Here is a 25,261-nt window from a genome sequence, read left to right as displayed (position 1 = left end):
CGTAACGTTTCTGCGGTCTGCTTCGCTGGACGCGGTCCGCATCGCGCATGGCAAGGTGAGTGAATGAAACACGGCGCTATCGACTACTCCACTCCCGTCGGCGACGAGGTCGCGTACACCACCTGCTACATGTGCGCGTGCCGATGCGGGATCAAAGTCACCTTGCGGGACGGGGAGCTGCGTTACATCGAGGGCAACCGCGACCATCCGGTGAACCGCGGTGTCCTGTGCGGCAAGGGGTCGGCGGGGATCATGAACGTCCTGTCGCCGGCCCGGCTGCGCAAGCCGCTGAGGCGCACCGGCCCGCGCGGTTCCGGCGAGTTCGAGGAGATCGAGTGGGACGAGGCGCTGGCGATCGCCACCCGGCGCCTCGACCACATCCGCCGGACCGACCCCGACCGGCTCGCCATCTACACCGGACGGGACCAGAGCCAGGCGCTCACCGGCTACTTCGCGCAGATGTTCGGCACGATGAACTTCGCCGCGCACGGCGGCTTCTGCACCGTCAACATGGCGGCCGCGGGCCTCTACACGGTCGGCGGCGCCTTCTGGGAGTTCGGCGAGCCGGACTGGGAGCACGCCCGGCTCTTCCTCATGATCGGCGTCGCCGAGGACCACGATTCCAACCCCATCAAGCTCGGCCTCGGCCAGTTGAAGGCACGCGGGGCGAAGGTCGTCGCCATCAATCCCGTGCGCACCGGCTACGCCGCCATCGCCGACGAGTTCGTGGGCATCACGCCTGGCACCGACGGGCTCCTCGTGATGGCGATCGCCCACGCCCTGCTGGAAGCGGGGAAGATCGACACCGAGTTCCTCGTCCGGCACACCAATGCACATTACCTCGTCGTCGACGCGCCGGGGACGGGCGAGAACGGCCTGTTCGCGCGGGACGGCGAAGGTCGGCCGCTGGCGTGGGACCGCGGGGCCGGCGCGCCGGCCGATGCCGAATCCGTCGGCATCGACCCCGCCCTGCTCGGATCGTACGAGCTGCCGGACGGACGGCGCGCACGACCGGCGTTCGCGCTCCTCGCGGAGCGCATCCTCTCGACCGGGCACGCGCCCGAGGCCGTTGCCGAGCGGTGTGGCGTACCGGCGGAGACGATCCGGCGCCTCGCCGCGGAGATCGCCCACGTCGCGTTCGATACGCCCGTCGTCCTCCAGCAGCCGTGGACGGATACCGCGGGCCGTCGCCACGAGACGATGGTGGGCCGGCCGGTCGCCATCCATGCCATGCGCGGCGTCTCGGCCCACTCCAACGGGTTCCAGACGTGCCGGGCGATCCATCTCCTGCAGATGCTGCTCGGCGCCATCGATACGCCGGGGTCGTGGCGCTACAAGTCGCCCTACCCCAAGCCGATCGCCCCGGGCCCCGCGCCCGGCGGGCGCGAGCGGCGGGCGGACGGCGCGCTGACCCTGCCGCCGCTCGGCTTTCCGCACGGGCCGGAGGACCTCCTCGTCGACGCGGAGGGCGAGGCGCTGCGGCTCGACCGCGCGTTCTCGTGGGACGCGCCGATCGCGCTGCACGGCCTCATGCACATGGCGATCGCGGAGGCGCACGCGCAGGACCGCCGTCCCATCGACACGCTGTTCCTCTACATGGCCAACTCGGCGTGGAACTCGGCGATGAACCCGGGCGAGACCACGCGGATGCTGACCGACGTGGACGAGGCGGGAGACTACCGCATCCCCTTCGTCATCTACTCCGACGCCTACTTCTCCGAGACCGTCAACTTCGCCGACCTGGTGCTCCCGGACACCACCTACCTCGAGCGCTACGACTGCATCTCGCTGCTCGACCGGCCGATCGGCTCGGCGCACGGTCCGGCCGATGCGATCCGCATCCCCGTCGTCAAGCCCGACCGCGACGTCCGCGCGTTCCAGGACGTGCTGATCGACCTCGCCGGCCGGCTCGGCCTGCCGAACTTCGTGGACGGCGAAGGCGCGCCGCTCTACGCGTCCTACGCGGACTACATGGTACGCCATCAGCGCCGGCCGGGGGTCGGCCCCCTCGCCGGCTTCCGCGGCGAGGACGGGACCGCTGCCGGCCGCGGCGCGCCGAACCCCGACCAGCTCGAGCGCTACATCGCCAACGGCAGCTTCTGGCGCCACCCTCTGCCGCCGGAGCAGCTCTACTTCAAGCACTCCAACCGCGCCTACCTCGAGGGCGCGGTGGCGATGGGACTGATCGAGCGGGCGGACAAGATCACCCTCGAGCTCTACAGCGAGACCTTGCAGAAATTCCGTCTCGCCGCGGAGGGTCACGGCGCCGCTCAGCCGCCGGAGCGCCTGCGCGCCCACGTCGCCCGCCACATGGACCCGCTGCCGTTCTGGTACCCGCCGATCGAGGAGACGCGCGTCGACGCCGGGCGCTACCCGCTCCACGCGATCACCCAGCGCCCGATGGCGATGTACCATTCGTGGGGCTCGCAGAACGCATGGCTGCGGCAGATCCACTCCGAGAACCGCCTCTACATCGCCCGCGCCACCGCGACCGGGCTCGGCATCGCGGACGAGGACTGGGTCCGTGTCGAGAGCCGCAACGGCACGCTGACCTGCCGGGCTCGCCTGATGGATGGCCTCAACCCCGGCACGGTGTGGACCTGGAACGCCATCGGCAAGCGCTCCGGCGCCTGGACGCTCGACAGGAACGCCCCCGAAGCGGACACCGGCTTCCTCCTCAACCACCTCATCTCGGAGTACCTGCCGGCGGACGGCGACGGGCGCCGCGCCTCCAACAGCGATCCCGTCACCGGGCAGGCGGCCTGGTACGACCTCACCGTGCGGGTCGAGCGCTGCGCGCCGGGAACCGTCGGCGAGACGTCGCCCCATCCCGATCCGCTGTCGCCGCCGTTCGAACCGGCACATCCCCCGATCCTGCGCTTCGGCGCCAAGCGAAAGGCGCGCGCGTCGTGACCAGCCTCCCCGAACGGCAACCGGGCGCGAAGACGCTCGGGCTGGTGATCGACCTCGACACCTGCGTCGGCTGCCATGCCTGCGCGGTAAACTGCAAGGAGTGGAACACCGGCGGGCACTCCGCGCCGCTGCCGGACTACGACCCCTACGGCAAGGCGCCCGACGGCGTCTGGTTCAACCGCATCCACGCCTACGAGGTCGAAACCGGGGCCGCCGACGCGTGCGGCAGCAAGACGGTGAATTTTCCCCGCTCGTGCCTTCACTGCGAGGAGCCGCAGTGCGTCACGGTCTGCCCGACGGGCGCGTCCTACAAGCGCGCCGAGGACGGGATCGTGCTCGTCGACCTCGACATCTGCATCGGCTGCAAGCTGTGCTCCTGGGCCTGTCCCTACGGCGCGCGCGAGTTCGACGAGGACGCGGGCGTGATGAAGAAGTGCACGCTCTGCATCGACCGCATCTACAACGAGACCCTGCCGGAAGCGGAACGCGAGCCGGCGTGCGTCGCCACCTGCCCGTCGCGGGCACGCCACTTCGGCGATCTGGGCGACCCGGAGAGCGCGGTCTCGCGCCTCGTCGCCGAGCGCGGCGGCGTCGACCTGATGCCGGAGCTCGGCTACCGGCCGACCAACAAGTATCTCCCGCCGCGCAAGGCGAGCATCACCGCCCCGCCGCTGGAGCGGGCGGATGGGGGAACCGCCAACGCGCTGCTGCGGCTGATCGACAAGGTACTCTCGCGATGATCCCGGCGGGCTCCATCCTCCTGCTGACCACGCTCACCGGGTTCGGCTTCGGCCTGCTGGCCTGGCTCGGGATCCTCGCCGCGCTCGGGCTCGTCCCGTCCTCGCCGTCGTTCGTGCCAGTGGCGGTGGTCCTGGGCCTCGTCTGCTCGGGCGCCGGCCTCATGGCCTCGGTGCTGCACCTCGGGCGGCCCGAGCGCGCGTGGCGTGCCTTCTCCCAGTGGCGCTCGTCGTGGCTGTCGCGCGAGGGCGTCGCATCGGTCGTCGCCTGTCCCGTGTCGGTGCTGTTCGCCGTCGCCTGGTGGTCCTTCGGGCCGGACGCGGCGTCGACCCGGGTCCTCGGCGTGGCGACGGCGGGGCTGGCGATCGTGACGGTCGGCTGCACCGCGATGATCTACGCGAGCCTGAAGCCGATCCGGCAGTGGCACAACCGTCATACCGCCCCGGACTATCTGATCTACGCCGTGTTCTCCGGCGCCGTCCTGCTCCTCGCCGTGTGGGCGCTGTGGTTCGGGCCGTCGCGGGCGCTCGCCCTCGCGGCACTGTGCGCGGCCGTCGTCGCGGGCGTGGCCAAGCTCGCCTACTGGCGCTTCATCGACCGGCAGTCTCCGCTCGCCACCCTCGCGTCCGCCACCGGCCTCACGTCGCTCGGCACCGTGCGGCCGCTGGAGCAGCCCCACTTCACCGAGAACTACATCCTGCGCGAGATGGGCTTCCGGATCGCGCGGAAGCATGCCGCGAAGCTGCGGCGCATCGCGCTGGCGCTCGCCTTCGTCGGCCCTGCCCTCCTCGTCCTCCTCGCCGCAGTCGGCATCGTGCCCACAGTCGCCAGTGCGCTCGCCGTGCCGCTGGCGCTCGCGGGCCTGCTGGTGGAGCGCTGGCTCTTCTTCGCAGAAGCCACCCACGTGTCCACGATCTACTACGGCCGCTGAGCACACCGAGGCGCCCGGCCGCGAGCGCCGGGTGCACCGACGGGCGCTCCAGCCGCCTCCTCATCCCGATGCGGCACAGGATGCCTGGGGTTCTGCGCCGTTCAACGCCGTGGCGGCGGGCCTGAAGGCGCGTCGGCCGGCGGCGAAAGGGGGGCGCAAAGTGTGATGTCCGTCACACCGGCGAACATGGTGAACATCCAATTAACGTGACAACCGAAACCGAAAGTCCCGCACGAAGCCATCGCGCCAATCGGGAGAACGACCATGAGCGCCAGCGAAAAGTATCGGACCTCTGCGTTTTCCTTCGTGATCAGCGCACTCGTCCTCATGAGCCTGGCGCTTCCCGTCGTGCTCGTCGGCTATGCCGCGCCGCGTGCCGTCGTGGTCTTTGCGGCCGGCGACATCACCCCGACGGTGTCCCACATCGCCCCGATTCCGACGCCCAAGCCCACGGACTATCGCCGCGCCGTCGCCCGCGCCTCGATCTCGTAGGCGTGTCGGGCGGCGGGGCGCCCTGACAGGCGTGCGCCCGTTCAGGCCGCGACGGACGCTTCGACCCGCTTGCGGATGGCGTCGATCACGGTGGAATTGCTGGTCAGGACCGGGACGCCGAAATGGGCGGCGAGGGCCTCTCGGGCTTCGAGCGCGCGGAAGTTGGTGCAGGACACGAACAGGGTGTCGAAGCTGACGCCGTCCAGCCGCTCGGCGGCGAAGCGCACGATGTCCTCGGGTGTGGGATCGGAGAGCTCGACGTTGACGCTGATGCCCATCCCGTGCGCAGCGACCACCTCCCGGCCCTTCTCCGACAGCGCCGTTGCGACCGACCGGGTGAGGTCGTCGATATACGGCGTGATCACCGCGAGCCGGCGCGCGCCAGCGCCGTCCAGCGCCTCCGACGCGGCGTTGATAACGCCCATCGCCGGGCAGCCGGCCAGTTCGCCGAGTTCGGCGCAGACGCGGGCGTCGTAGTCGAGCCCGAACAGCGACCCCGCCGAGGTGCAGCCGAAGACGAGGAGATCCGGGTTCAGCGTCCCGAGATCCGAGGCTGCCGGCTTGGCGAACTCCTCGATCATCCGGACCTCCGCCTCGCGCGTCGTCTCGATGAGGTACATCCGGTCGGTGTGCACGGTATAACGGTCTGCCGGGAGCCCGCGGTGGAGGTCATTCTCCATGACCGTGTTCGACGACGGCACGATGAGCGCGATCCGCGCGCGACGGCGAGATGTATCGGTCACTTCAAAGTCCTTTCATCCGCGCCAGCCGCGCCACGGGCGGCGGTGCATTGGGGTTCGAACACGCGAAGACGGTATCGCGATAGGGGAAGGTTCATGCCTCGCCCCAGCCGCCGCCACCGGCGGTCACCATCTCCAGCCGGTCTCCTTCGGCGAGCCTGTGCGGCCCGCTCTTCGCGCCCAGCTCGCGGCGCGTGCCGTCCGAACCGACGATCGCGAAGCTGGCGCAGGCGCCGGGCTCGCCACCGGCCGCGCCGTGGGCGGGAGACCGCGTACGCTCGCCAAGGATCGACGCCTCGATCCCGCCGGTGAGCGCGACGAGGGTCTTGCGCACGCCGAGACCCCCACAGCGCTGCCCGTCGCCGCCGCTTCCGCGCACCAGCGCGTAGTCGACAAACCGCACCGGAACCAGCGCCTCGGTCGCCTCGACGGGCAGGTTCATCGTGTTGCCCATGTGGACGCGCAGCCCGCTCGCCCCGTCCATGTCCCGCGTGGCCCCCATGCCGCCGCCGATCGTCTCGTAGTGGACGAAGGGGCTGTCCCGGCGCGGATCCCGCCCGCCGAGGGTGTAGACGCACGCCGACCCGTAGCCGCCGCCGGAGACCCTGTCGGGATAGCTCTTGCCGAGCGCCGCGATGAGAATGTCCGCGAGCCGGTTCGCCGTCTCGGTGTTCGCCGCGACGACGGGGGCCGGATAGGCCGCGTTCACGACGCTGCCCTCGGGCGCGACGATCTCGACGTTGTCGTAGACCCCCGAGTTGGGGGCGATATCGCCGCCCGCGAACGCCAGGACGGTGTAGAAGACCGCCGACGATGTCACCGCGATCGGCGCGTTCACCGGACCGGCGACACAGGCGTCCGAACCGGTGAAGTCGAAACGCAGAGACGTGCCGCGCTTTTCGATCGCAACGCGGATCACTGGCGCGGCGTCGGGGTCGACGCCGTCACCGTCCAGCGGCTCCGCGTGGTGGACGACGGTGTCCGGCAGCTCGCGCAGCCGCGCGTCGACGAGGCTGCGGCTGTAGGCCTGCGTGTCGCCCATGATCGCGACGATCGCCGGCGCGGAGTACTTCTCCGCCAGGCCCTGAAGCCGCGCCTCGGCCCGCAGGTGCCCGGCGATGGCGGCGCGGAAATCCCCTTCGCGGTCGGACGGGGCGCGCACGTTGGCGAGGATCAGGCCGAGCGCGTCCTCACGCACGCGCCCCTCCTCGACGATCTTCAGGGGCGGGATGCGCAGGCCTTCCTTAATGATCTCGTCGCTGACGCTCGACGAGCCGCGCGCAATCCCGCCAACGTCCGGCCAGTGGATCCGGCTGAGCGCAAATCCCAGCAGGGTGTCGCCGCCGAAGACCGGCGTCAGCATCGAAACGTCCGGAAGATGGGTGCCGCCGGAATACGGGTCGTTCGTGATGACGGCGTCACGGGGTTTCCACTGCGCCACCGGGAAGGCACGGAAGATGGCGTCGGCGGTGAATCGTGCTGCGCCGAGGTGCACGGGAATGTCGTTGCCCTGGGCGACGACGCGTCCCTCGCGGTCGAGCAGCGCGCAGGAAAGGTCCGCCGACAGGCTGAGCAGCGGCGAGAACGAAGTGCGCATGATCACGCTCTTCATCTCGGCGCAGATGGCGTAGAGCGCGCTGCGGACGACCTCGAAGGTCACCGGATCGCGCTCCAGGATCGAAGTTCCGTCGTGGGTCACGAGCCGACCTCCACCTTCACCGAACCGTCCCGGCAGAATTCCGCGACATGCCCGCGCTCGATCCAGATCGTCGATCCGGCGTGCTCGATCAACGCCGGACCGTCGACCCGCCCGGCCACCGGCCCGGTCCTGTAGACGTCGATGTCGAACACCGTGCCGTCGCGGCCGAGGAACGGCTGGCGCCGGGTCGGCACGGGCGCGCGGAGGTGAGCCGCCTGTTCGCGGAAGACCCGCACGCTGGAGCTGTCAGGCTGCATCCGCGCAGTGACGTGCAGCTTGACCGACTGGACCGCGACGTTCGGCAGGTCGAAACCGAACTCTTCACGGTATGCGTCGCGGAAGCGCCGCTCCACTTCGGACAGCGGCGGCAGCGGCTGCTCGGCACTGCCGACCGGGATCCGTAGCTCGAAGAGCTGTCCGGCAAAGCGCAGGTCGAGGTAGCGCTCGAAGGTACGGGTCGTCCCCGACAGCACCTCGCGCGCCAGCAGCGTCTCGGCCTCCCCGCGAAGCGCCTCGAACCCTTCCGCGACGGAACCGTGGTCCGCCTGCGCGATCAGCGCCAGAGAGGCCTTCGACAGGTCGTGGCGAATCTCGCCCATGGTCGCGCCCAGCGCCGAGAACATGCCCGGCAGTGGCGGTACGACCACGGCACGCACGCCGGTCTCTGCGGCAACGTTGGCGGCGTGGAGAGGGCCGGCTCCACCGGAGGCGAGCAGCGTGAAATCGCGCGGGTCGAGGCCGCGCCGGACCGTCGCCATGCGCACCATCTCGGCCATGCGGGCGGTCGCGAGGTCGAGGATCGCGTAGGCGGCGCGCGAGAGGTCCCAGCCCATCGGACCGGCGATCCGATCGGCGATCACGCGCACGGCGCGGTCGCGGTCGAAGGTCACGCCGGTCCCCTCGAAGGTCTCGGCGGCGAGGGTGCCGATGACGGCGTGGGCGTCCGTAACGGTCGGGCGGTCGCCGCCGCGGCTGTAGCACGCCGGCCCCGGGTCTGCGCCGGCGCTCTGCGGCCCGACCTTCAGCACACCGCCTGCGTCGATCGCGGCGATCGAGCCACCGCCCGCGCCGATCTCGACCACGTCGAGCACCGTGCTGCGGATGAGATGGCCACCCTCGTCCCGCCCATCCACGAGACGGTCGGCGAGGAATTCCTTGCCGACGCTCGGCCGCGTGTCCCTGACGACGCTCGCCTTGGCGGTCGTGCCACCCATGTCGAACGCGATCAGGTCGCGGTGCTGCGAGGCTCCGGCGTAGGCCGCGGCGGCGATGATCCCCGCGGCAGGGCCGCTCTCGATGAGGTGTGCGGGAAAGCGCGAGGCGTTCTCGGGCGAAGTGAGGCCGCCGTTTGACTTGACGATGGAGAGGGACCGGACCCCCATGGCCGCCGCCTCCCGCTCCAGCCGGCGCAGATAGCGGGACACGGCCGGGCCGATGTAGGCGTTGACGACGGTGGTGGAGGTCCGCTCGTACTCGCCGAGCTCGGGGCAGACCTCGTGGGAGGCACTCACGAAGGCGTCCGGCAGCGCCTCGGTGATCGCCGCCTTCAGCGCGATCTCGTGCGCCGGGTTGGCGTAGGCGTGGAGACACGAAATCGCCACCGCATCCGGCGCGGCGGCAAGAAGGTCGCGGACGAGGGCGTCGAGGTTGCCGAGCGGCCGGACCACCGCGCCCGTATGGTCGAGACGCTCCGCCGCCTCGAACCGGAGTTCGTGCGGGACGAGCGGCGCCGTGACCCGCACGTCCCAGCGATAGAGCTCCGGGCGGTCCTGGCGGCGCAGTTCGATCACGTCGGCGAACCCCGCCGTCGTGACGAGCGCGGTGCGCGCCCCCTTCCGCTCGATCAGGGCGTTCGTGCCGACGGTCGTGCCGTGGCTGACCTGCGCCGCGGAAAGGTCGTGCTCGGCGCCGATCCGGCGCAGCGCCTCGAGGACGGCATCGCCCGGATCGCGCCGCGTGGACGGCAGCTTGAACGCGGCGATGACCGCCCCGTCCTCGCCGTCCAGAACCGTGGCGTCGGTGAAGGTCCCGCCGACGTCGATCCCGATCTCGATCTTCATCGCGACGCCGGCCAATCAGGCGACCTTGCTCATTTCGATGTCGCGCAGCGCGCCGAGGAACCGCTCCATGTGCTTCTGCAGGTTGAGGTCGACCCGCAGATACCGCGGCCCCAGCCCCTCGATGTCGGTCCCGTCCTTCACGATCACGCCCCGCTCGAGCAGGCCGTTGAACACGGCGGTGGAATCGAGGTCGGGATCGAGGATCTCGGTGAGGAAGAAGTTCGACCGGCAGCCGGGCACCATGCGGAAGGCGTTCATCTTCGCCATCGCCGCTTCGACCATCGCCTTGGAGGCGACGACGGTTGCGACGGCGCGGTTGACGTGTTCGTCGTCGAACACGGCCGCGGCTCCGCCGGCCATCTGCAGGTGGCCCATGTTCCAGGTCGGCTTGATGTTGCGCAGCGGGCGGATCAGGTCGGGGTTGGCCGCGATGCCGAACCCGACGCGCAGCCCGGCGAGACCATAGGCCTTGGAGAAGGTGCGCAGCACGATCAGGTTGTCGTACTCGCGCAGCAGATGCATCATCCCGTCGGTCTCGGAATAATGAATGTAGGCTTCGTCCAGCACGACGAGGGTCTCGCGGTCCGCGGCGTCGCAGATCCGGCGCACCTCGGTCTCGTCGAGGAGCCTGCCCGTCGGGTTGTGCGGGCTGGTGATGAAGGCGATGCGCGGCTTCTCCGCCAGCCGCGCGACGTAGGCATCGACCACCGGGTCGAAGTCCTCGCCCATGCGCACGAGCATCGGCACGCGGCCCTCGACGGTGGAGAAGATCCGGTAGATCGGGAAGCAGGGGTCGTGCATCAGGATGGACTCGCCGACGCCGCAGAAGGCGCGGATGACGAGTGAGATGACCTCGGTCTCCCCTGAGCCGCAGACCACGCAGTCGGGGTCGAAGCCGTAGCGTTTGGCGATGGCCTCACGCAGCGGCCTGGCGGTCCAGTCCGGATAGATGTCGAGCTTGGGGTCCATCTTGGCGAGCGCCTCGACGGCCTTGGGCGAAGGGCCGTGCGGGTTCTCAGCGGAGCCGAGCTTCGCGATGTCGTCCAGCGGGATGCCGTACTTCGCGGCGACGTATTCCCGTGGAAGGCCGGGAACATAAACCGGACCTTCAACCAAAGCTCTCGAACTGACCTGCGGCACGGTCATCTCTCCTGGCGTCTGCTGCCCTCTGATTAGACCGGTACAATCTTCCGTGTCAATTGGAATGTACTGGTATAAAGCGCATCGCACATCGGCAGTGACCTCATTGCCGGCACGCGTCGTGCGAAAGGTCCGGCCGTCAGATGACCGGGGCCGCCAGCGGCCTGGAGTTCGCCAGCAGGCCGGTCAGCCGGCGCAGGCCGTCCTCGAGGACGGCGAGGTCCGGCTCCGCCCCAAGGCAGAGGCGCAGTGCATTGGGCGGCGCATAGTTGGGGCAGGTGAAGGACGAGGCGGAGGACAGGTGGATATTGCTGCCGGCCGCCTCCATCACCACCGAGTCCGCCGAGTTGGGCTCGGTGAGGCCGTGCCAGTAGTGATAGGCGATCGCCGTTGGCGGCGGACCGCCGAGATACCGGCGCGCAAGCTCCTGCCGGGCAGATGCGTCGGCGCGGTAGAGGGCGACGATCTCGTCCATCCGGCCCGAGCGGGCGAGCAGGTCGGCAAGCTCGGCGAAGTACGCCGGGCCCATCCAGTTCGTCGTGGTAAGCGCGACCTCGATGGCCGCCGCCAGCCGGTCCGGGACGCGCATCACACCGAATCGCACCCCCGGCGCCACCGACTTGGAGGCACCCGTCAGGTAGATGCAATGGTCCGGGGCGAACCGGGTGATCGACGAGGGTTCGACCCCGGACACCGGGGCGGTCACCGCGTCCTCGATCACCATCGCGTCGTAGCGGCGGGCGAGCGCGGCGACTGCGGCGCGGCGGGCATCGGACATCGTCGCGCCGGTCGGGTTCTGCGCAGTCGGCGTCAACACAATCAGCTTCGCGCCACTCTCCTTCAGCGCCCTCTCCAGCGCGTCCGGCAGCGCTCCCTCGCGGTCCATGTCGACGCCGTGCGCGACGAGGCCGAGCTGGCCGATGATCCGCAGGATCCCGGTGTAGGTCACACCCTCGCAGATCACCGCATCCCCGGGCTTGGAGAGGGTACGCATCGCCGCGAGCAGTCCCTGCTGTGTGCCGTTGCAGGTGAGGCGCGTACCGGCGTCCAGCGGATAGCCCTGAGCGGCGAGCCAGGCCGTGAACTGATGACCGGACGAGCCCGGTGTCAGCCGATATCCCCGATAGCCGAGGGTGTCCGCGACGTTGCCCGTGCCGGTCAGCTCCCTCAGCGCCGATCGGAGGTGGTCCTCGCAAAGCGCCTGGGGGACGAGGTTGATCCCCATCTCGATGAAATGGCCCGCGTCGGGCACCTCGGGAAGGCCGGGGGCTATGAACGTGCCGCTACCGGGCGTGGTGTGGACCAGCCCGCGGCGTGCCGCCTCGGTGATCGCCTTGGTGATCGTCGAGATGGTGACGCCGAAGTGGTCCGCGATATGCCGCTGCGGCGGCAGACGGTCGCCCGGCACCAGCGTTCCGTTGCGAATGTCGCGCTCGAGAGTGTCCAGGACCGCGGTATACTTCGGCCCGTCGTGCATCCCGACTTTCGGATTCCACGCGTTGGATGCAGACCCCATCGTCTCCCTGCCAGCTTGGTGCGCCCGATCGTGGGAACTGTACCGGTTCGCTTACGGTCGTAGCTGGATAATGTACAGTACGCTAGCCGATTGTATCCGATTCTCCCTCCTGCCTGGTGCAACTCATGCGACATGGCCACGGCGAGGGCCGGCGCAGCGGTCCGGACGCCCGGGCCGGACCTGACCTCCGGCGCTCGTCACCGGTTCAGTTCGCGGGCGCCCAGGGATCGTTGATGATGATGGTGGAGGCGCGGTCCGGCCCGGTCGATACGAGGTCGAGCGGGATCTGTGTGAACTCGGCGATGAAGTCCATGTACGTGCGGGCCTGCTGCGGGAACCGTTCCATGCTCTGGATATCGGCAGTCGATCCACGCCATCCCTCGAACGTCCGGTACACGGGCTTCATCCGCGTCTGGGCGCAGATGCCGGTCGGCAGGTAGTCGATGGTGCCGCCGTCAAGCTCGTATCCGACGCAGACCTCGAGGCAGTCGAGCCCATCCAGCACGTCGATCTTGGTGAGCGCCATTCCGGTCATGCCGTTGAGCCGCGCGGCGTACCGCAGCGCGACGGCGTCGAGCCAGCCGCAGCGGCGCTTGCGCCCGGTATTGACGCCGAACTCCTGGCCGCGTTCGCCGAGGTGCGTACCCACCGCGTCGTGCAGCTCCGTCGGCAGCGGTCCCTCGCCGACCCGCGTGGCGTAAGCCTTCACGACGCCCAGCACGCGGTGGACCCCGCCACGACCGTGATCGGCGCCCACGGATGCGAATCCGGCGAGCGTGGTCGACGAGGTGACGTATGGGTAGGTGCCGAAGTCCGGATCCAGCAGGGAGCCCTGCGCGCCTTCGTAGAGGACCCGTGCGGGCGCGTCCTGCGCCAGAGCGTGCGTCGCGTTGACCGCGAATGGAAGGAGCACCTCGGCCGCCTCCCGCAGTTCCGCCATCAGGGCGTCCGGGTCGATCGGCGCCAGACCGCACGCCGCACGGAGCGGGTCGTGGTGCGCACACAAGCCGGAAATCCGCTCGCCGAGCCGATTCAAATCGCGCAGGTCCGCGATCCGGATCGCGCGCCGGCCGACCTTGTCCTCGTAGGCGGGGCCGATGCCGCGCTGCGTCGTGCCGATGCGCGCGCCGCCGGTGGACACCGTCTCGCGGGCACGGTCGAGCTCGCGATGGGGCGAAAGGATGAGCGCCGCGTTGTCGGCCACCTTGAGGAGGTCCGGACCGACCGCGACGCCGAGGTCCGCGAGGCCTGCGAGCTCCCGCCGGAAGTGCTGCGGGTCCACGACCGCGCCGCCGCCGATGAGCGACCTGCAGCCCCGCACGACGCCGCTCGGAATGAGAGCGAGCTTGTACGTCGCCCCGCCGATCACCAGCGTGTGGCCGGCGTTGTGCCCGCCGTTGAAGCGCACGACCATGTCCGCCTCACCGGCAAGAAGGTCGACGATCTTCCCCTTACCCTCGTCGCCCCACTGCGCGCCGACGACAACGACACTATCCAAGTCCGGTCTCCCCACCTTCACTGCCCCGCCCGGCGGGATCCCGACCGCCGGCGGCGGCGAACGAGGCCTTGGCGGCCTCCCGTGCGTGACGCACGTGGTCGATCGCGGCTTCGCGCGCGGCCGCTCCATCCCGCCGGGCGATGGCCTCGCAGATCGCCTTCATCTCGACGTAGCTGTGCCGGGCGCGACCGGGCCGCTCCATGGAGCGCGCGCGGAGCATGCTGACGCGCGCGATGAGCCCCTGCAGCAGCTCCTCGAGCACGGAATTGCCGGCGGTGCGGACGATGATTTCGTAGAACTCTTCGGTGGCCTCGATGCGCCCGGACGGCGCGTCCGCCTCGACGGCCGCACCGAAGCGGGCGAGCGCGCCCTCCAGCTCGGCGACGTCGTTGTCGGTGACAGCGGCGGCGCAGAGGGCGCAGGCCTCGCCCTCCAGCAGCTCGCGCACGTGGTAGATCTCGCGCGCGTCATCCCATCCGAGCACGGGGATGTGGGCCCCCCGGTGAGGGGTTATCACGCACAGACGCTGGGCCTGCAGCGTCCTGATCGCCTCGCGCAGCAGCGGGCGGCTCACCCCGAACCGCGCCGACAGGTCGGTCTCGACGATGCGGTCACCCGGCCGGAGCGCGCCCGTCGCGATGAGGTCCCTGATCCGGTTGACGACCTCGTCGACGAGAAGCCGCGGCGCGATGCGCAGATCGCCCATTGACGACGTATCCGGCTTCCTCTTCGCCTCCATCCGGCTGCCACCTCCCCTATCCGCTGCGCGGCCACCCCCGGGAGGAGGTGATCCGCTCCGCAAATTTCCCGTTACAATTTTGTTTGCATGCCAGATTGACAGATTGCAAGACAATCCGTCCTATTACGCTTGGAATGGAGCGATTCACATGGACCTGGTTGTTCGACGGGACATCATTCAGCGGGACGATCTGCACGTCATTGCAGGACGCGCGGGTGACCCGCCGCTGACGCGGATCTCGGTCGTGTCGGTGGTCGAAAACCCCTTCGCCGGCCAGCAGGTGGACGACCTCTCGCCGCTGGTCGACGGGAGTGTCGGCCTCGCCCATCACATGGTCGAGATCGCCACCGGTCTCTGCCGCGGGCTGGACATCCAGAGCTACGGCAAGGCCGGACTCGTCGGCCTCGCGGGCGAGCAGGAGCATGCCAACGCACTGCTGACGACGGCCTTCGCCAACCCCCTTCGCGACATGATCGGCGACCCCGTCGCCTGGATCTCGTCCGTCACCAAGGTCGCGCCGGCCGGGACGCTGATCGACGTGCCCGTGAACAACATCCACGACATCTACGTCCGGTCGCACTACGACGCGGTGTCCCTCTGTTTTCCGGGCACGCCCATGCCCGACGAAATTGCCGTGATCTTCTGCATGCTGACGCGCGGCCGGATCGGCGCCCGGGTCGGCGGCCTCACCCACGAAGAGGCCCGCTCGCGCCGCAAGGCAGCCTCGGCGTGAAAGTCGCGATCGTCAATATCGGTACGATCTTCACCGGCGCGGTCGACGACCCGGTACGATCAGCCGATACGGTGATCTGCGAAGACGGACTGATCCGGACGGTTGGGTCCGCAAGCCCAGCCGACGTGGAATCCTGCAACGTCGTCATCGACGCGGGAGGCGCCACGCTGGCGCCGGGCCTCATCGACTCTCATGTCCACATCACGTTCGGCGACTACACGCCGCGCCAGAAGACGGTCGGTTTCCTCGAGAGCTACCTGCAGGGCGGCGTCACCACGTCGATCACCGCATCCGAGGTGCATACGCCGGGGCGTCCGAAGGACCGCGAGGGGCTGAAGGCGCTGGCGCTCGCCGCGCGCGGCTGCTTCGAAGGGTTCCGCCCGGGCGGGATGCGGGTCCATGCCGGCGCGGTGATCCTCGAGCCGACGCTCGAGCCCGGCGACATGGCGGAGCTGGCGGCGAAGGGCGTCTGGCTGGCGAAGGCCGGGTTCGGCGCGTTCGAGACACCCTACGACTATGCCGAGCTCGTCGCCGCCGCCCGCGCGGCGGGGATGATCACGCTCATGCACACCGGTGGCGCCTCGATCCCCGGTTCGTCCGGCATCTGGGCGGATCACGTGATCAGGGTGAACCCCCACGTCTCGTTCCACGTCAACGGCGGACCCGTTGCGATGCCCGAGGCAGACTTCCCGCGCATCGTCAACGAGAGCGAGGTGGCGCTGCAGATCTGCACCGCCGGAAACCTGCGCACGGCGCTCCTCACCGCCGCGCTGGCCGATGCCGCCGGCGCGTTCGAGCGTGTCCTCATCGCCACCGACACGCCCACCGGCAGCGGGATCATGCCGCTCGGCATGCTCTATACGATCTCCCACCTCAGCGCGCTCGGCGGGATCGACCCGGCGCGCGCCTATGGCGCCGCGACCGGGAGCAACGCCCGCGTCTACGGACTGAACTGCGGTCTCCTCGCGGAAGGTCGCGATGCCGACCTCGTGATCCTGGACGCCTGCGAGGGCGGCGCGATGGCCGACGCCCAGTCTGCCCTCGCCAACGGCGACATCTGCGCCGTCGGCGCGGTCATCTCGAACGGTGTGCCGCGCTTCGTCGGCCGCAGCCGGAACACTCCGCCGACCAGGACGCCCGTGCGCGTCGTCCGCTCGGACATCATCAACGATTTCTCCGCCTGACCGGCGCCTTTACGGCACGGCAACGGGCGAACCTCTACCAGAGGAGACTGGATTGAATTCGGTGAGAGCTTACCGAGACATCCGGGACAGTGTCGGCCGGCGCGACCGGTCGATGCATGACAAGACGATGTCGCTGGCCGAGGCCGCCGCGCTCGTGCCCGACGGTGCCTCGCTCGGTATCGGCGGCTCGATCATGTCCCGCACGCCCATGGCGATGATCTGGCAGCTGATCAAGTCCGGCCGGCGGAACCTCAACGTCTCCCGCAGCATGATGTCCACCGACGGGGACTGGGTGGTCGGCAGCGGCATCGCGGACCGGATCGAGACATCCTGGTGCGCGCAGGGCATCTCCTGGGGCCTGTCGAAGGTGGCGCGGGACCGGTTCGAGACCGGCGCGGTCGTCTACGAGGAGTGGAGCCACCTCGCCATGGGGCAGCGCTACCACGCCGGCGCGATGGGCGTTCCGTTCATGCCGATGCGCACGGTCATCGGCTCCGACTTGGAGCGCCTCGCCGCAGGCAAGGTCGGCCGCTCGACGTGCCCGTTCACCGGTGAGGAAGTGCTCCTCGTCCCCGCTCTCAATCCCGAGGTCGCGATCATCCACGTCCAGCGCTGCGACCGGTTCGGAAACGCGCAGATCGACGGATTGCCGTTCATGGACATCGACCTCGCCTGCGCGGCCGACCGGGTGATCCTGACCACCGAGGAGATCGTATCCACCGAGCAGATCCGGCGGGCGCCGGAGCGGACCAGGATCCCGTTCTTCTGCGTCGAGGCGGTGGTCGACGTCCCGTTCGGGAGCGCGCCGCACGAGTGCTTCGGCCTCTACGAGCCTATGATGCGCCATCTCGACCGCTACGTCGCCCGCGCCAACTCGGACCCGCGGAGCGGCTTCGAGGCACTGATGACCGAGCTGGTGCATGAACCGGCGGACTGGACGCAGTTCCTGGAGCGGATCGGCGTCGCCGAGCTTGTCGAGGCGATGGGCCGGGGAAGGAGCATCTACCGTGACTGACCGACCCGAGGCGACCGCCGCCGAGGTGCTCGCCGTCTACTCCGCCCGTGCCCTGCAGAACGGGCAGGTCGTCTTTGCCGGGGTCGGGACGCCGCTTCTCGCGGCGAGCCTCGCGCAACGCCTCGATTGCCCGGAGCTGACCATCCTCTTCGAGGGCGGGATCATCGGCGCCTGGGTGGAAGACGGCAGGTTGCCGCCGTCGACCAACGACCAGCGCTGCACCCGGCTCTCCCGCATGGTCCTCGGCAGTTCGGAGGTCATGCTGATGATGCAGCGAGGCTACGTCGATATCGGCTTCCTCGGCGGGGCCCAGATCGACGCATACGGCAACCTCAACTCCTCCTTCATCGGCGAAACGGCGAGCCCCAGGGTGCGCCTGCCGGGCTCCGGCGGTGCGAACGACATCGGCAGCCTGACCGACTACATCGTCTCGATGCGCCACGAACGGCGGCGGTTCGTGCCGAAGGTGGACTTTATCACAACACCCGGGTTCCTCGCGGGCGGCACCAGCCGCGGCGACAACGGCCTGCCGTACGGGGGATGCCGCCTGGTCGTCACTGACCTTGGGCTGTTCGACTTCGCCCCTGAGACACGACGGATGCGGGCCAGGGCCCTCCACGCCGGGGTGACACGCGACGAGGTCGCCGACAACACCGGCTTCGACGTCCACTGGCCGGACGAGGTGCCTGTGACGTCGCCGGTGACGCTGCGGGAACTCGAGATCCTGCGCCGTCTCGACCCCGAACGCATCTTCATCGCGTGAGCGGAGGCCGCGCCGACATGCAGCCGACCGACATGCAGCCGGCCGACATGGAGCGGACCGACCCGGAGACGTCGATCGCCCGTCGCTTTGCCTCCGTCGAGACGGTCGGCCGGATCACCGTGGTCACGCTGAACCGGCCCGAGGTGATGAACGCGCTGCACCGCGCCGCGCACGAGGAGCTCGGCGAGATCTTCGACGCGTTCGCCGCCGATCCCGACCAGTGGGTCGCGATTCTCACCGGTGCCGGCCCCCGTGCCTTCTGCACCGGATACGACCTGAAGGCGCTTGCCGCCGGCGAAACCGAAGGGTGGGGACCGGGCGGCTTCGGCGGGCTCGCGCGCCGGTTCGACTGCGACAAGCCGATCATCGCCGCCGTCAACGGGCTGGCGCTGGGCGGTGGGTTCGAGCTCGCCCTCGCCTGCGACCTGGTGGTGGCCGCACGCGGCGCGCGCTTCGGGCTGCCGGAGTGCCGGGCCGGCCTGATCCCGGCGTCGGGCGGCCTTCAGCGTCTCACCACGCAGGTCGGCCTCAAGCGCGCGATGGCGATGATCATGACGGGCGACGCTATCACCGCCGAGGAGGCGGAGAGGTTCGGTCTCGTCAACGAGGTGGTGGAGGACGGTGCCGTCCTCGAAGCCGCGATGGACTGGGCGCGGCGGGTCTGCCGGAGCTCACCGCTCGCCGTGCGCGCCGCAAAGGACACGGTTGCGGCCCTCATGGACCCGGTGGAGCAGTCCCTCTCCCGTCAGGACGAGCGGACTGCGGTGCGCCGGCTGCGGGCGTCGGAAGACGTGCGCGAAGGACCGCGGGCGTTCGCCGAGAAGCGACCGCCGGTCTGGAAGGGATACTGACTGTGGCCCAAACCGACCGGGCGGTGTTCTTCGAGGACTACGAGCGGCTCGGTGTCGGGCACTGCTGGGTCACCGGGGCGAGACGCGTTGGTGCCGACGACATCCGCGCGTTCGCGGCGGCGACCCGCGACTTCAACCCGATCCACCTCGACCCGGCGCATGCCCGGCGGTCCGGCTTCGGGGACGTCATCGCGCACGGCTACATGACCGTCGCCTGGGCCGCCGGCCTCGTCCACGACATGGGGCTCGATCAGGTCGCCTCGAACGCCATCCTCCAGTCGAACTGGCGCTTCACCGGAGTGGTGGAAGCGGGCGCGTCAATCCACGTCGAACTCGTCGTGGAGGCCATGCGGCCGTCGAAGTCCAACGCCGACTTCGGCGTCGTCACCCGCCGGTTCGACATCCTGACCGACGACGGCCGCCGCGTCGCGGACGGCACCGTGACGATCCAGGTCTTCCGCCGCGCCGCCGCGCAATCGAGGGGGCTGCTCACGGCATCTGCCTAAAAATAGTACAGTCTGCCAAATCATAGTGTTACAATTGGCAAAAATTTTGCTTGTAACCCCATATTGTAATAGTACTGTCGTGAGCGCTGTGAGAGCGGAATTTGGCGGCGAGGCCGCCGGTACGGACCTCCCAACACAGAGGAGAAGCGAATGTCCCACGACAAATTCAAGGTCGCGCTCGCCGCGGCGGCCGTGACGGCCGCGGTCTGGGTCCTGCCCGCAAGCGCCCAGGAGGTGGTCCTCAAGCTGGCGCACGAAGCGCCCGAGACCACGATCAAGGGTCAGACCGCGACGCGCCTGGCCGAGCTCGTCAGCGAATACACCAACGGCGAAGTCGAGGTTCAGGTCTTCCCGGGGGCGCAGCTCGTCCCCACGGTCGAGGAGCTCCGTGCCGTGTCGCGCGGGCAGGTCGACCTCGTCGCGCCATACACGAGCTACTTCTCGGCGATCGACGAGGCGTGGAACGTCTTCTACATGCCGACGCTGTTCGCCAGCCCTGAGCAGGCGGTGGAAGTGTTTGCTGGGCCGGTCGGTCGGAGCATTCTGGAGAGGGTGGAAAATTCCGGTCTCGTCGGCCTGTCGATCTGGCATGACGGACCGGTCTACCTCTTTTCCAAGGACCGCGAGGTCAAGACGCCGGCGGACATGGCCGGGCTGAAGACCCGCGTCGCTCCCTCCGCTCCGCTGGAGGCGCTGATCGAGGGCGCTTCGGCGACGCCCGTCGCCCTCCCCGCGCCGGAAGTCTACCTCGCCCTGCAGCAGGGCGTCGCCGACTCCGTCGCCACCACCCCGACCTACGCGGGCCCCTCCCGCTGGAACGAGGTCCTCACCAACGGCACGAAGGTGATCTGGGGCTGGGGTGGCTACGGCCTCGTGATGAACCAGCGCAGCCTCGCCAAGCTGTCCGACAGCCAGCGCGAGGGCTTCATGCGCGCGGTCGAGGAGGCGGCGGCCTGGAACCAGGAGAAGGCGCTCGAGAACGTCAAGCACTGGGAAGACGAGCTCGGTGCGAACGGCATCACCTGGTACACGCCGACCGACGAGGAGTTCACCGCCTGGCAGAGCGCCGGTGCCGCCATCTGGGATGAGCAGCCCCAGATGATCAAGGACTACATCACCCAGATCCAGGAATAACCCCGTCACACCGGCGATCAGGAGACGACCATGCTGAGAGGACTGTCCTCCGTACTGACCTTCATCGAAGACCGGGCCGGCGGGATGCTTCTCCTGATATCGTCCCTCCTGATCGTCGGTCAGACGCTGATGCGGGCCGTCTTCGGCTACGGGATCAGCGGCATCTACGAAGTCGCGACGTTCTGCATGATCTGGAGCGTCATCCTGACCGCCGGCGCCGGGATCCGCCGCAACGTCCACGTCCGCGTCGACATCCTCATCCGCCTCGTCCCGGCGCCGGTCGCCTTCTGGATGGAGGTCGTCATCTGCCTCGTGATGGCCGCTATCGGCGCCGCGCTCGTCTACAGCGGCGTGCTGCTGGTCCAGGAGAGCCTCGTCTTCGGCGACTCCACGCTGGGCACCATCCGCATCCCGATGTGGATCCCGCAGTCCATCATGCCTCTCGGCGGTGCCCTCGTCATGATCCGGTCGATCGCTCGGATTGTCGCCCTCGCGCAGGGCAAGGTCGCGGTGCTGGAAGAGCACGACGTGGTCCCGACCGCCTGAACGACACGCCCAACCGGAGTATCCGACGATGTTAGCCACGGTTGGTGTGCTTGGCACCGCGCTCGTTCTCGGCGTCCCCGTCGCCTTCGCGTTGGCGGCGGCGGGCCTGTCCTACATCCTCCTCGCCGGGGAGTATCCGAGCACCTTCGCCGCGAACCTCTTCGGCGCGCTGAACTCCACCACGCTCCTGTCGATCCCCTTCTTCATCCTGGCGGTGGAGATCCTCAACCGGTCGGGCGGAACGAGCCGGCTGGTGCGCATGGTCGACGCCTGGCTCGGCCACAACAAGGGCGGCCTCCCGGTCGTCGCCGTGGTCGCAACGGCTTTCTTCTCCGCCATCTCCGGATCGTCCGTCGCCACGGCCGCGGCGATCGGTTCAGTGATGATCCCCGAGATGGTGGCGCGGGGCTACGACAAGCGCTTCGCCGTCGGCCTCGTCGCCACCGCCGGCGGCCTCGGCATCCTGATCCCGCCGTCCATACCGGTGATCGTCTACGGGATGGTCACCGAGCAATCGATCGGCAGCCTGTTCTCGGCGACGCTGCTGCCGGGCCTTCTGCTCGCCGCGACGCTGGCGGCGGTCGCGTACGTGATCGGCCGCCGCTCGGGGATCGAGCCGGCACCGAAGCAGTCCATGCGCGAGCGACTGCGGCGGACCTGGAGCGCCGGCGGCGTCCTCTTCCTCCCGGTGCTCATCCTCGGCGGCATCTTCTCCGGCCAGTTCACGCCGACCGAGGCGTCGGCGGTCGCCAGCATCTACGCGCTCGGCCTGGCGGTGCTGCAGTACCGCGTGCCGCTGCGGGACATTCCGCAGATCCTGTCGAACTCGGCGGCGATCGCCGGGATGATCCTGCTCATCCTCGCCGGGGCCACCCTCTTCGGCTACGCACTCACCGTCGAGCGGGTGCCCTACCGGGTGTTCAACTTCATCGTCGCCCTCCAGCTGGAGCCGTGGCAGCTCCTCGGGCTGATCATGATCTTCTTCATCGCGTGCGGGATGTTCCTGGAGGTCATCTCCGTCATCCTCATCGCGATGCCGATCCTCGCGCCCATCCTCGTCGAGATGGACATCAACCTTGTCCATTTCTGCGTCCTGCTGATCATCAACATGGAACTTGCGGTCATCAGCCCGCCGATCGGCCTCAACCTCTTCGTCGTCAGCGCGACGAGCCGGGTGCCGGTGGTCGAGGTCTTCAAGGGTACGCTGCCGTTCGCGCTCTCGATTGTACTGGTGCTCCTGGTGCTTATGTACGTTCCGGTCGCGCAGATCCTGACCAGCGGTCTGCCCTAGTCACGGCAGGGGACACACATTTTCCCGCCGCTGCCGCCGAACCACCGCGGCAGGGGGCTGCGCTGCGCCGCAGCGTCGGCTGGGCAGGCCTCGCCTCGAGCCTGCGCCGAGCGAGAGCCGTGGACCTGACGATCGCGATCTTCAGCCTCGTGTACATCGCCGGCTTCAACGTGGATGGCCCGGCGCTGCCGTGGTCGGCGCCATGGCCCTCATCGCGCCGGGGGTGATCACGCCGGCGCGGCCTGGAGCGCCATCGACTGCCGCACCATCGGGCTCATGATCGCGTCGTCAGCGTTCGCCGTGTCGGGCTATGCCGTCCTCCGTGTCGGACGGAATTTCGCAATCGCGGGAAGATGGTGGTCCATTTTCTGACGTTGTCGGCGCCATGGCCGGAGCCACACAGTCTCGGCCCAGCCGCCCGAAGCGGGATACCGCCCCTCTCATCGCCACGGACTCATGACGACGACGATTGCGACCACGATGCCTGCGTACCTCACGCTCCATCGCGACATCATCCTCCATGCCGATCTCTGGGGCGAGGACCTCCAGATCCTCGCAGCGGGCTTCGGCTTCGAGGGGATCACCGGCATTGCCACGCTCCAGACCGGCAACCTCGACGCGGCCATCGACGCCGGCGCCGGCATGAGCCTCAACTGGGCCGACCTCGATCCGGCCGCGCCCATGCGCAACGTGACCTCGGCCACCTCGGTGATCGGCGTCGTCGGCTCCGGGTTCGGCGCCGCCGTCGTCAACGCCGACGCGATGCCGATCGAGTTCAGCTTTCCGGTCCTGCCGAGCACGCTCGACCCGACGGACATCGCCATCACGCTGAACACCGGCGAGGTCGTCACCCCGGACGCGGCGGCGATCAACCCGAACTACGACCTCAATGAGCGCTCGACGGTGGTCGTGTTCGGCTCCTTCGGCAACCGCCTCACGCCGGGCACCGAGGGCGCGATCTATCCCGTCGGCATCGAGATCGTCGCCGACGACACGCCGCTGATGGCGTTGGGACCCGACGGTCTCGTCTCCGCCGTCGGGCTGACGCACGACAGCACGAACCCTTACGTCGAGGACGGCGGCCCGCAGCTCGTCGGGGCCAAGCTGACGGTGCTCTCGCCGGTCGGCGACTTCGCCCCCGTCGGCATCGGCACCGCCTCCCCGAACGACGGCCAGGCGCTCTACGGCGACGAGGCGGAGTACCGGCTGCGCCTCTTCACCTCGGGCGGGTTCTCTCCCGACGGCGTCAGCGGGTTCCTGCCGGACGAGTTCGCGCGCTTTTTCCGCCTCGAGGCGATCGACGCGGACGGCAGGACCGTCGTCATCGATCAGGCCGGCGTCGACTACGATCTCGGCGACGGCACGCTCCGCGTCGTCGGCCTCGCGGAGCTCGGCAACACCGCGGAGGCGGGCGACCCGGCCTACTACCAGGAAGACCACGACAACCAGTTCGACATCGTCCTCGCCGGTGACGAGGCCGCGATGCGCCGCCTTACCGTGGTCGAGATCCCGACCGCCGCCGAAGAGGGGTACAGCGACATCTACAATCCCGGCGGTCCCGGCCAGACCCCGACCGAGGGTGTCACCTACACCCAGCCCGCCGCGGCGCAGCGGTTCGACATCGAGATCGCGCTCGACGATGCGCGCGCCGTGAGCTACGCCGCGCAAAGCGTCGCGGACTACGATCTGGCGGATAATCTGTCGGTCGTGTTCGCGCTGGTCGATCCGGACGACGGCACGCACGTCTACACCGCGAGCACCAACGAGGCATCGTCCTTCCTCGCCGACGGCTGGAAGGAACTCGGCGTGCCCTTCTCCAGCGAGCAGGGCGGCTCCGGCCCGCTTCAGATCCATCGGCTCTACGATGCCGACGCGACCGACTATGTCCTCACCGCCGACCAGGACGAGATCGACGCGCTGACGGACGACGGTTACGTCGACGAGGGCGTGGTCTTCTACGGCCTCGCCGACCCCGCCGAGGGGGCCGCGCCGATCTACCGCTTCTACTCCAGGGCGTCGAGCGACCACCTCTACACCGCGGACCGGTCCGCGGGGCTCGAGGCGGGCTACAGGCTCGAGGGGGTCGCGTGGTACGCGGTCGACCTCAGCGGCTCTGAGACGCCGAACCTCAGGACCTTCGCGGGCCGTGGCAACGACCAGCTTCTGGGCGGACCCGGCGACGACTGGTTCAATGGCGGCGGTGGCGACGATTCGCTCTACGGCGGGGCCGGAGAGGACCGCCTCGCCGGCGGACGCGGGGACGACAGCGTCTCCGGCGGACCCGGCGAGGACACCATGCGCGGCGGGCACGGAGACGACTGGCTCTCCGGCGGCGACGACGCGGACCGGATGCTGGGCGGCGCCGGCGACGACACGATGCTCGGGGGCGCCGGCAACGACAGCCTGCGCGGCGGCCACGGGGCGGACCGCCTCGCCGGCGGCTCCGACGCGGACGTGATCCACGGCGGCGCGGGCGACGACGTCCTGCGCGGCGGGTCCGGCGACGATACGCTGATCGGCGGACGCGGCGACGACACCATGTCGGGCGGCGACGGTGCCGACCGGTTTTCCTTCGCGTACCGGTTCGGCGACGACACCATCCGCGACTTCGACGTCGACGCGGACGAGTTGCACTTCTCCGGCCATGGCCACGAGGATCTGACGCAGACCGGGACCCACCGGGGCCTCCTCATCGAGAGCGCCGACGGGGCGAGCTCCGTTCTCCTCGTGGGCCTCGATGTGAGCGATGCGATGGACATCGCCATCGTCTGA

Annotated in this window: 21 protein-coding genes; 14 read left to right on the top strand and 7 right to left on the bottom strand. The window is 69.3% G+C overall.

The features are described 5' to 3' along the window. Nucleotides 1-63 precede the first annotated feature (63 nt). The 4 genes from DLJ53_RS11090 (at nucleotide 64) to DLJ53_RS11075 (ending at nucleotide 5,074) form a co-directional block, all read left to right on the top strand. Entirely contained in the window at nucleotides 64-2,913 is a 2,850-nt protein-coding gene (locus DLJ53_RS11090; RefSeq protein ID WP_111345149.1) for a molybdopterin oxidoreductase family protein, read from the top strand. Further along, the gene (locus DLJ53_RS11085; RefSeq protein WP_111345148.1) at nucleotides 2,910-3,653 is read left to right on the top strand and encodes a 4Fe-4S dicluster domain-containing protein; all 744 of its coding nucleotides are present in this window, start codon (nucleotides 2,910-2,912) and stop codon (nucleotides 3,651-3,653) included. The genes DLJ53_RS11090 and DLJ53_RS11085 overlap by 4 nt, the downstream gene beginning before the upstream one ends. After that, nucleotides 3,650-4,582, top strand: a complete 933-nt coding sequence (locus DLJ53_RS11080) for a dimethyl sulfoxide reductase anchor subunit family protein (RefSeq protein ID WP_111345146.1) — start codon at nucleotides 3,650-3,652, stop codon at nucleotides 4,580-4,582. The genes DLJ53_RS11085 and DLJ53_RS11080 overlap by 4 nt, the downstream gene beginning before the upstream one ends. 264 nt (nucleotides 4,583-4,846) lie before the next feature. Then, complete coding sequence (locus DLJ53_RS11075) at nucleotides 4,847-5,074, top strand: hypothetical protein (RefSeq protein ID WP_111345145.1); 228 nt, start codon at nucleotides 4,847-4,849, stop codon at nucleotides 5,072-5,074. A gap of 41 nt (nucleotides 5,075-5,115) precedes the next feature. Here DLJ53_RS11075 and DLJ53_RS11070 read toward each other — a convergent pair whose 3' ends face one another. The 7 genes from DLJ53_RS11070 to DLJ53_RS11040 all read right to left on the bottom strand — a co-directional run bounded on the left by DLJ53_RS11070 (nucleotide 5,116) and on the right by DLJ53_RS11040 (nucleotide 14,433). Continuing rightward, nucleotides 5,116-5,817, bottom strand: coding sequence for a maleate cis-trans isomerase family protein (locus DLJ53_RS11070; RefSeq protein ID WP_111345143.1), 702 nt, complete (start codon nucleotides 5,815-5,817; stop codon nucleotides 5,116-5,118). A gap of 91 nt (nucleotides 5,818-5,908) precedes the next feature. Further along, complete coding sequence (locus DLJ53_RS11065) at nucleotides 5,909-7,513, bottom strand: hydantoinase B/oxoprolinase family protein (protein ID WP_162409130.1); 1,605 nt, start codon at nucleotides 7,511-7,513, stop codon at nucleotides 5,909-5,911. Further along, on the bottom strand, nucleotides 7,510-9,573 hold the full coding sequence (locus DLJ53_RS11060; RefSeq protein ID WP_146619932.1) for a hydantoinase/oxoprolinase family protein: 2,064 nt from the start codon (nucleotides 9,571-9,573) through the stop codon (nucleotides 7,510-7,512). The genes DLJ53_RS11065 and DLJ53_RS11060 overlap by 4 nt, the downstream gene beginning before the upstream one ends. A 15-nt stretch (nucleotides 9,574-9,588) precedes the next feature. Further along, nucleotides 9,589-10,713, bottom strand: coding sequence for a pyridoxal phosphate-dependent aminotransferase (locus tag DLJ53_RS11055; RefSeq protein ID WP_162409128.1), 1,125 nt, complete (start codon nucleotides 10,711-10,713; stop codon nucleotides 9,589-9,591). Nucleotides 10,714-10,852: 139 nt separating this feature from the next. After that, nucleotides 10,853-12,190 (bottom strand): aminotransferase-like domain-containing protein, encoded by a 1,338-nt coding sequence (locus DLJ53_RS11050; protein ID WP_162409126.1) that lies wholly within the window; start codon nucleotides 12,188-12,190, stop codon nucleotides 10,853-10,855. Between the two features lie 244 nt (nucleotides 12,191-12,434). Continuing rightward, entirely contained in the window at nucleotides 12,435-13,727 is a 1,293-nt protein-coding gene (locus DLJ53_RS11045; protein WP_111345135.1) for an adenylosuccinate synthase, read from the bottom strand. After that, a complete protein-coding gene (locus tag DLJ53_RS11040) occupies nucleotides 13,720-14,433 on the bottom strand; it encodes a GntR family transcriptional regulator (RefSeq protein ID WP_162409124.1) in 714 nt (237 codons plus the stop codon). The genes DLJ53_RS11045 and DLJ53_RS11040 overlap by 8 nt, the downstream gene beginning before the upstream one ends. 181 nt (nucleotides 14,434-14,614) lie before the next feature. Here DLJ53_RS11040 and DLJ53_RS11035 point away from each other — a divergent pair, with 181 nt between their 5' ends. The 10 genes from DLJ53_RS11035 to DLJ53_RS35525 all read left to right on the top strand — a co-directional run bounded on the left by DLJ53_RS11035 (nucleotide 14,615) and on the right by DLJ53_RS35525 (nucleotide 25,261). Further along, nucleotides 14,615-15,199 carry an amino acid synthesis family protein gene (locus tag DLJ53_RS11035; protein WP_162409122.1) on the top strand — a complete coding sequence of 195 codons (585 nt, stop codon included), beginning with the start codon at nucleotides 14,615-14,617 and terminating at the stop codon, nucleotides 15,197-15,199. Continuing rightward, on the top strand, nucleotides 15,196-16,383 hold the full coding sequence (locus tag DLJ53_RS11030; RefSeq protein WP_111345132.1) for an amidohydrolase family protein: 1,188 nt from the start codon (nucleotides 15,196-15,198) through the stop codon (nucleotides 16,381-16,383). Before DLJ53_RS11035 ends, DLJ53_RS11030 begins: the two co-directional genes overlap by 4 nt. Before the next feature lie 52 nt (nucleotides 16,384-16,435). Then, a complete protein-coding gene (locus tag DLJ53_RS11025) occupies nucleotides 16,436-17,398 on the top strand; it encodes a CoA transferase subunit A (RefSeq protein WP_425320958.1) in 963 nt (320 codons plus the stop codon). Then, nucleotides 17,391-18,161, top strand: a complete 771-nt coding sequence (locus tag DLJ53_RS11020) for a CoA-transferase subunit beta (protein WP_211100577.1) — start codon at nucleotides 17,391-17,393, stop codon at nucleotides 18,159-18,161. The genes DLJ53_RS11025 and DLJ53_RS11020 overlap by 8 nt, the downstream gene beginning before the upstream one ends. 17 nt (nucleotides 18,162-18,178) lie before the next feature. Beyond that, a complete protein-coding gene (locus tag DLJ53_RS11015) occupies nucleotides 18,179-19,012 on the top strand; it encodes an enoyl-CoA hydratase-related protein (RefSeq protein WP_202913101.1) in 834 nt (277 codons plus the stop codon). Between the two features lie 2 nt (nucleotides 19,013-19,014). Beyond that, a complete protein-coding gene (locus DLJ53_RS11010) occupies nucleotides 19,015-19,518 on the top strand; it encodes a MaoC family dehydratase (protein WP_162409120.1) in 504 nt (167 codons plus the stop codon). A gap of 150 nt (nucleotides 19,519-19,668) precedes the next feature. After that, the gene (locus DLJ53_RS11005) at nucleotides 19,669-20,652 is read left to right on the top strand and encodes a TRAP transporter substrate-binding protein (protein WP_111345127.1); all 984 of its coding nucleotides are present in this window, start codon (nucleotides 19,669-19,671) and stop codon (nucleotides 20,650-20,652) included. 30 nt (nucleotides 20,653-20,682) lie between these two features. Continuing rightward, nucleotides 20,683-21,198, top strand: a complete 516-nt coding sequence (locus tag DLJ53_RS11000) for a TRAP transporter small permease (RefSeq protein ID WP_111345125.1) — start codon at nucleotides 20,683-20,685, stop codon at nucleotides 21,196-21,198. A gap of 28 nt (nucleotides 21,199-21,226) precedes the next feature. After that, entirely contained in the window at nucleotides 21,227-22,489 is a 1,263-nt protein-coding gene (locus DLJ53_RS10995) for a TRAP transporter large permease (RefSeq protein WP_111345124.1), read from the top strand. Between the two features lie 456 nt (nucleotides 22,490-22,945). Then, the gene (locus DLJ53_RS35525; RefSeq protein WP_202913100.1) at nucleotides 22,946-25,261 is read left to right on the top strand and encodes a calcium-binding protein; all 2,316 of its coding nucleotides are present in this window, start codon (nucleotides 22,946-22,948) and stop codon (nucleotides 25,259-25,261) included.

This window comes from Acuticoccus sediminis, from assembly GCF_003258595.1.
Lineage (GTDB): Bacteria > Pseudomonadota > Alphaproteobacteria > Rhizobiales > Amorphaceae > Acuticoccus > Acuticoccus sediminis.
The sequence above is the reverse complement of the archived record's forward strand: the minus strand, read 5'-3'. Positions and strand labels throughout refer to the sequence as shown.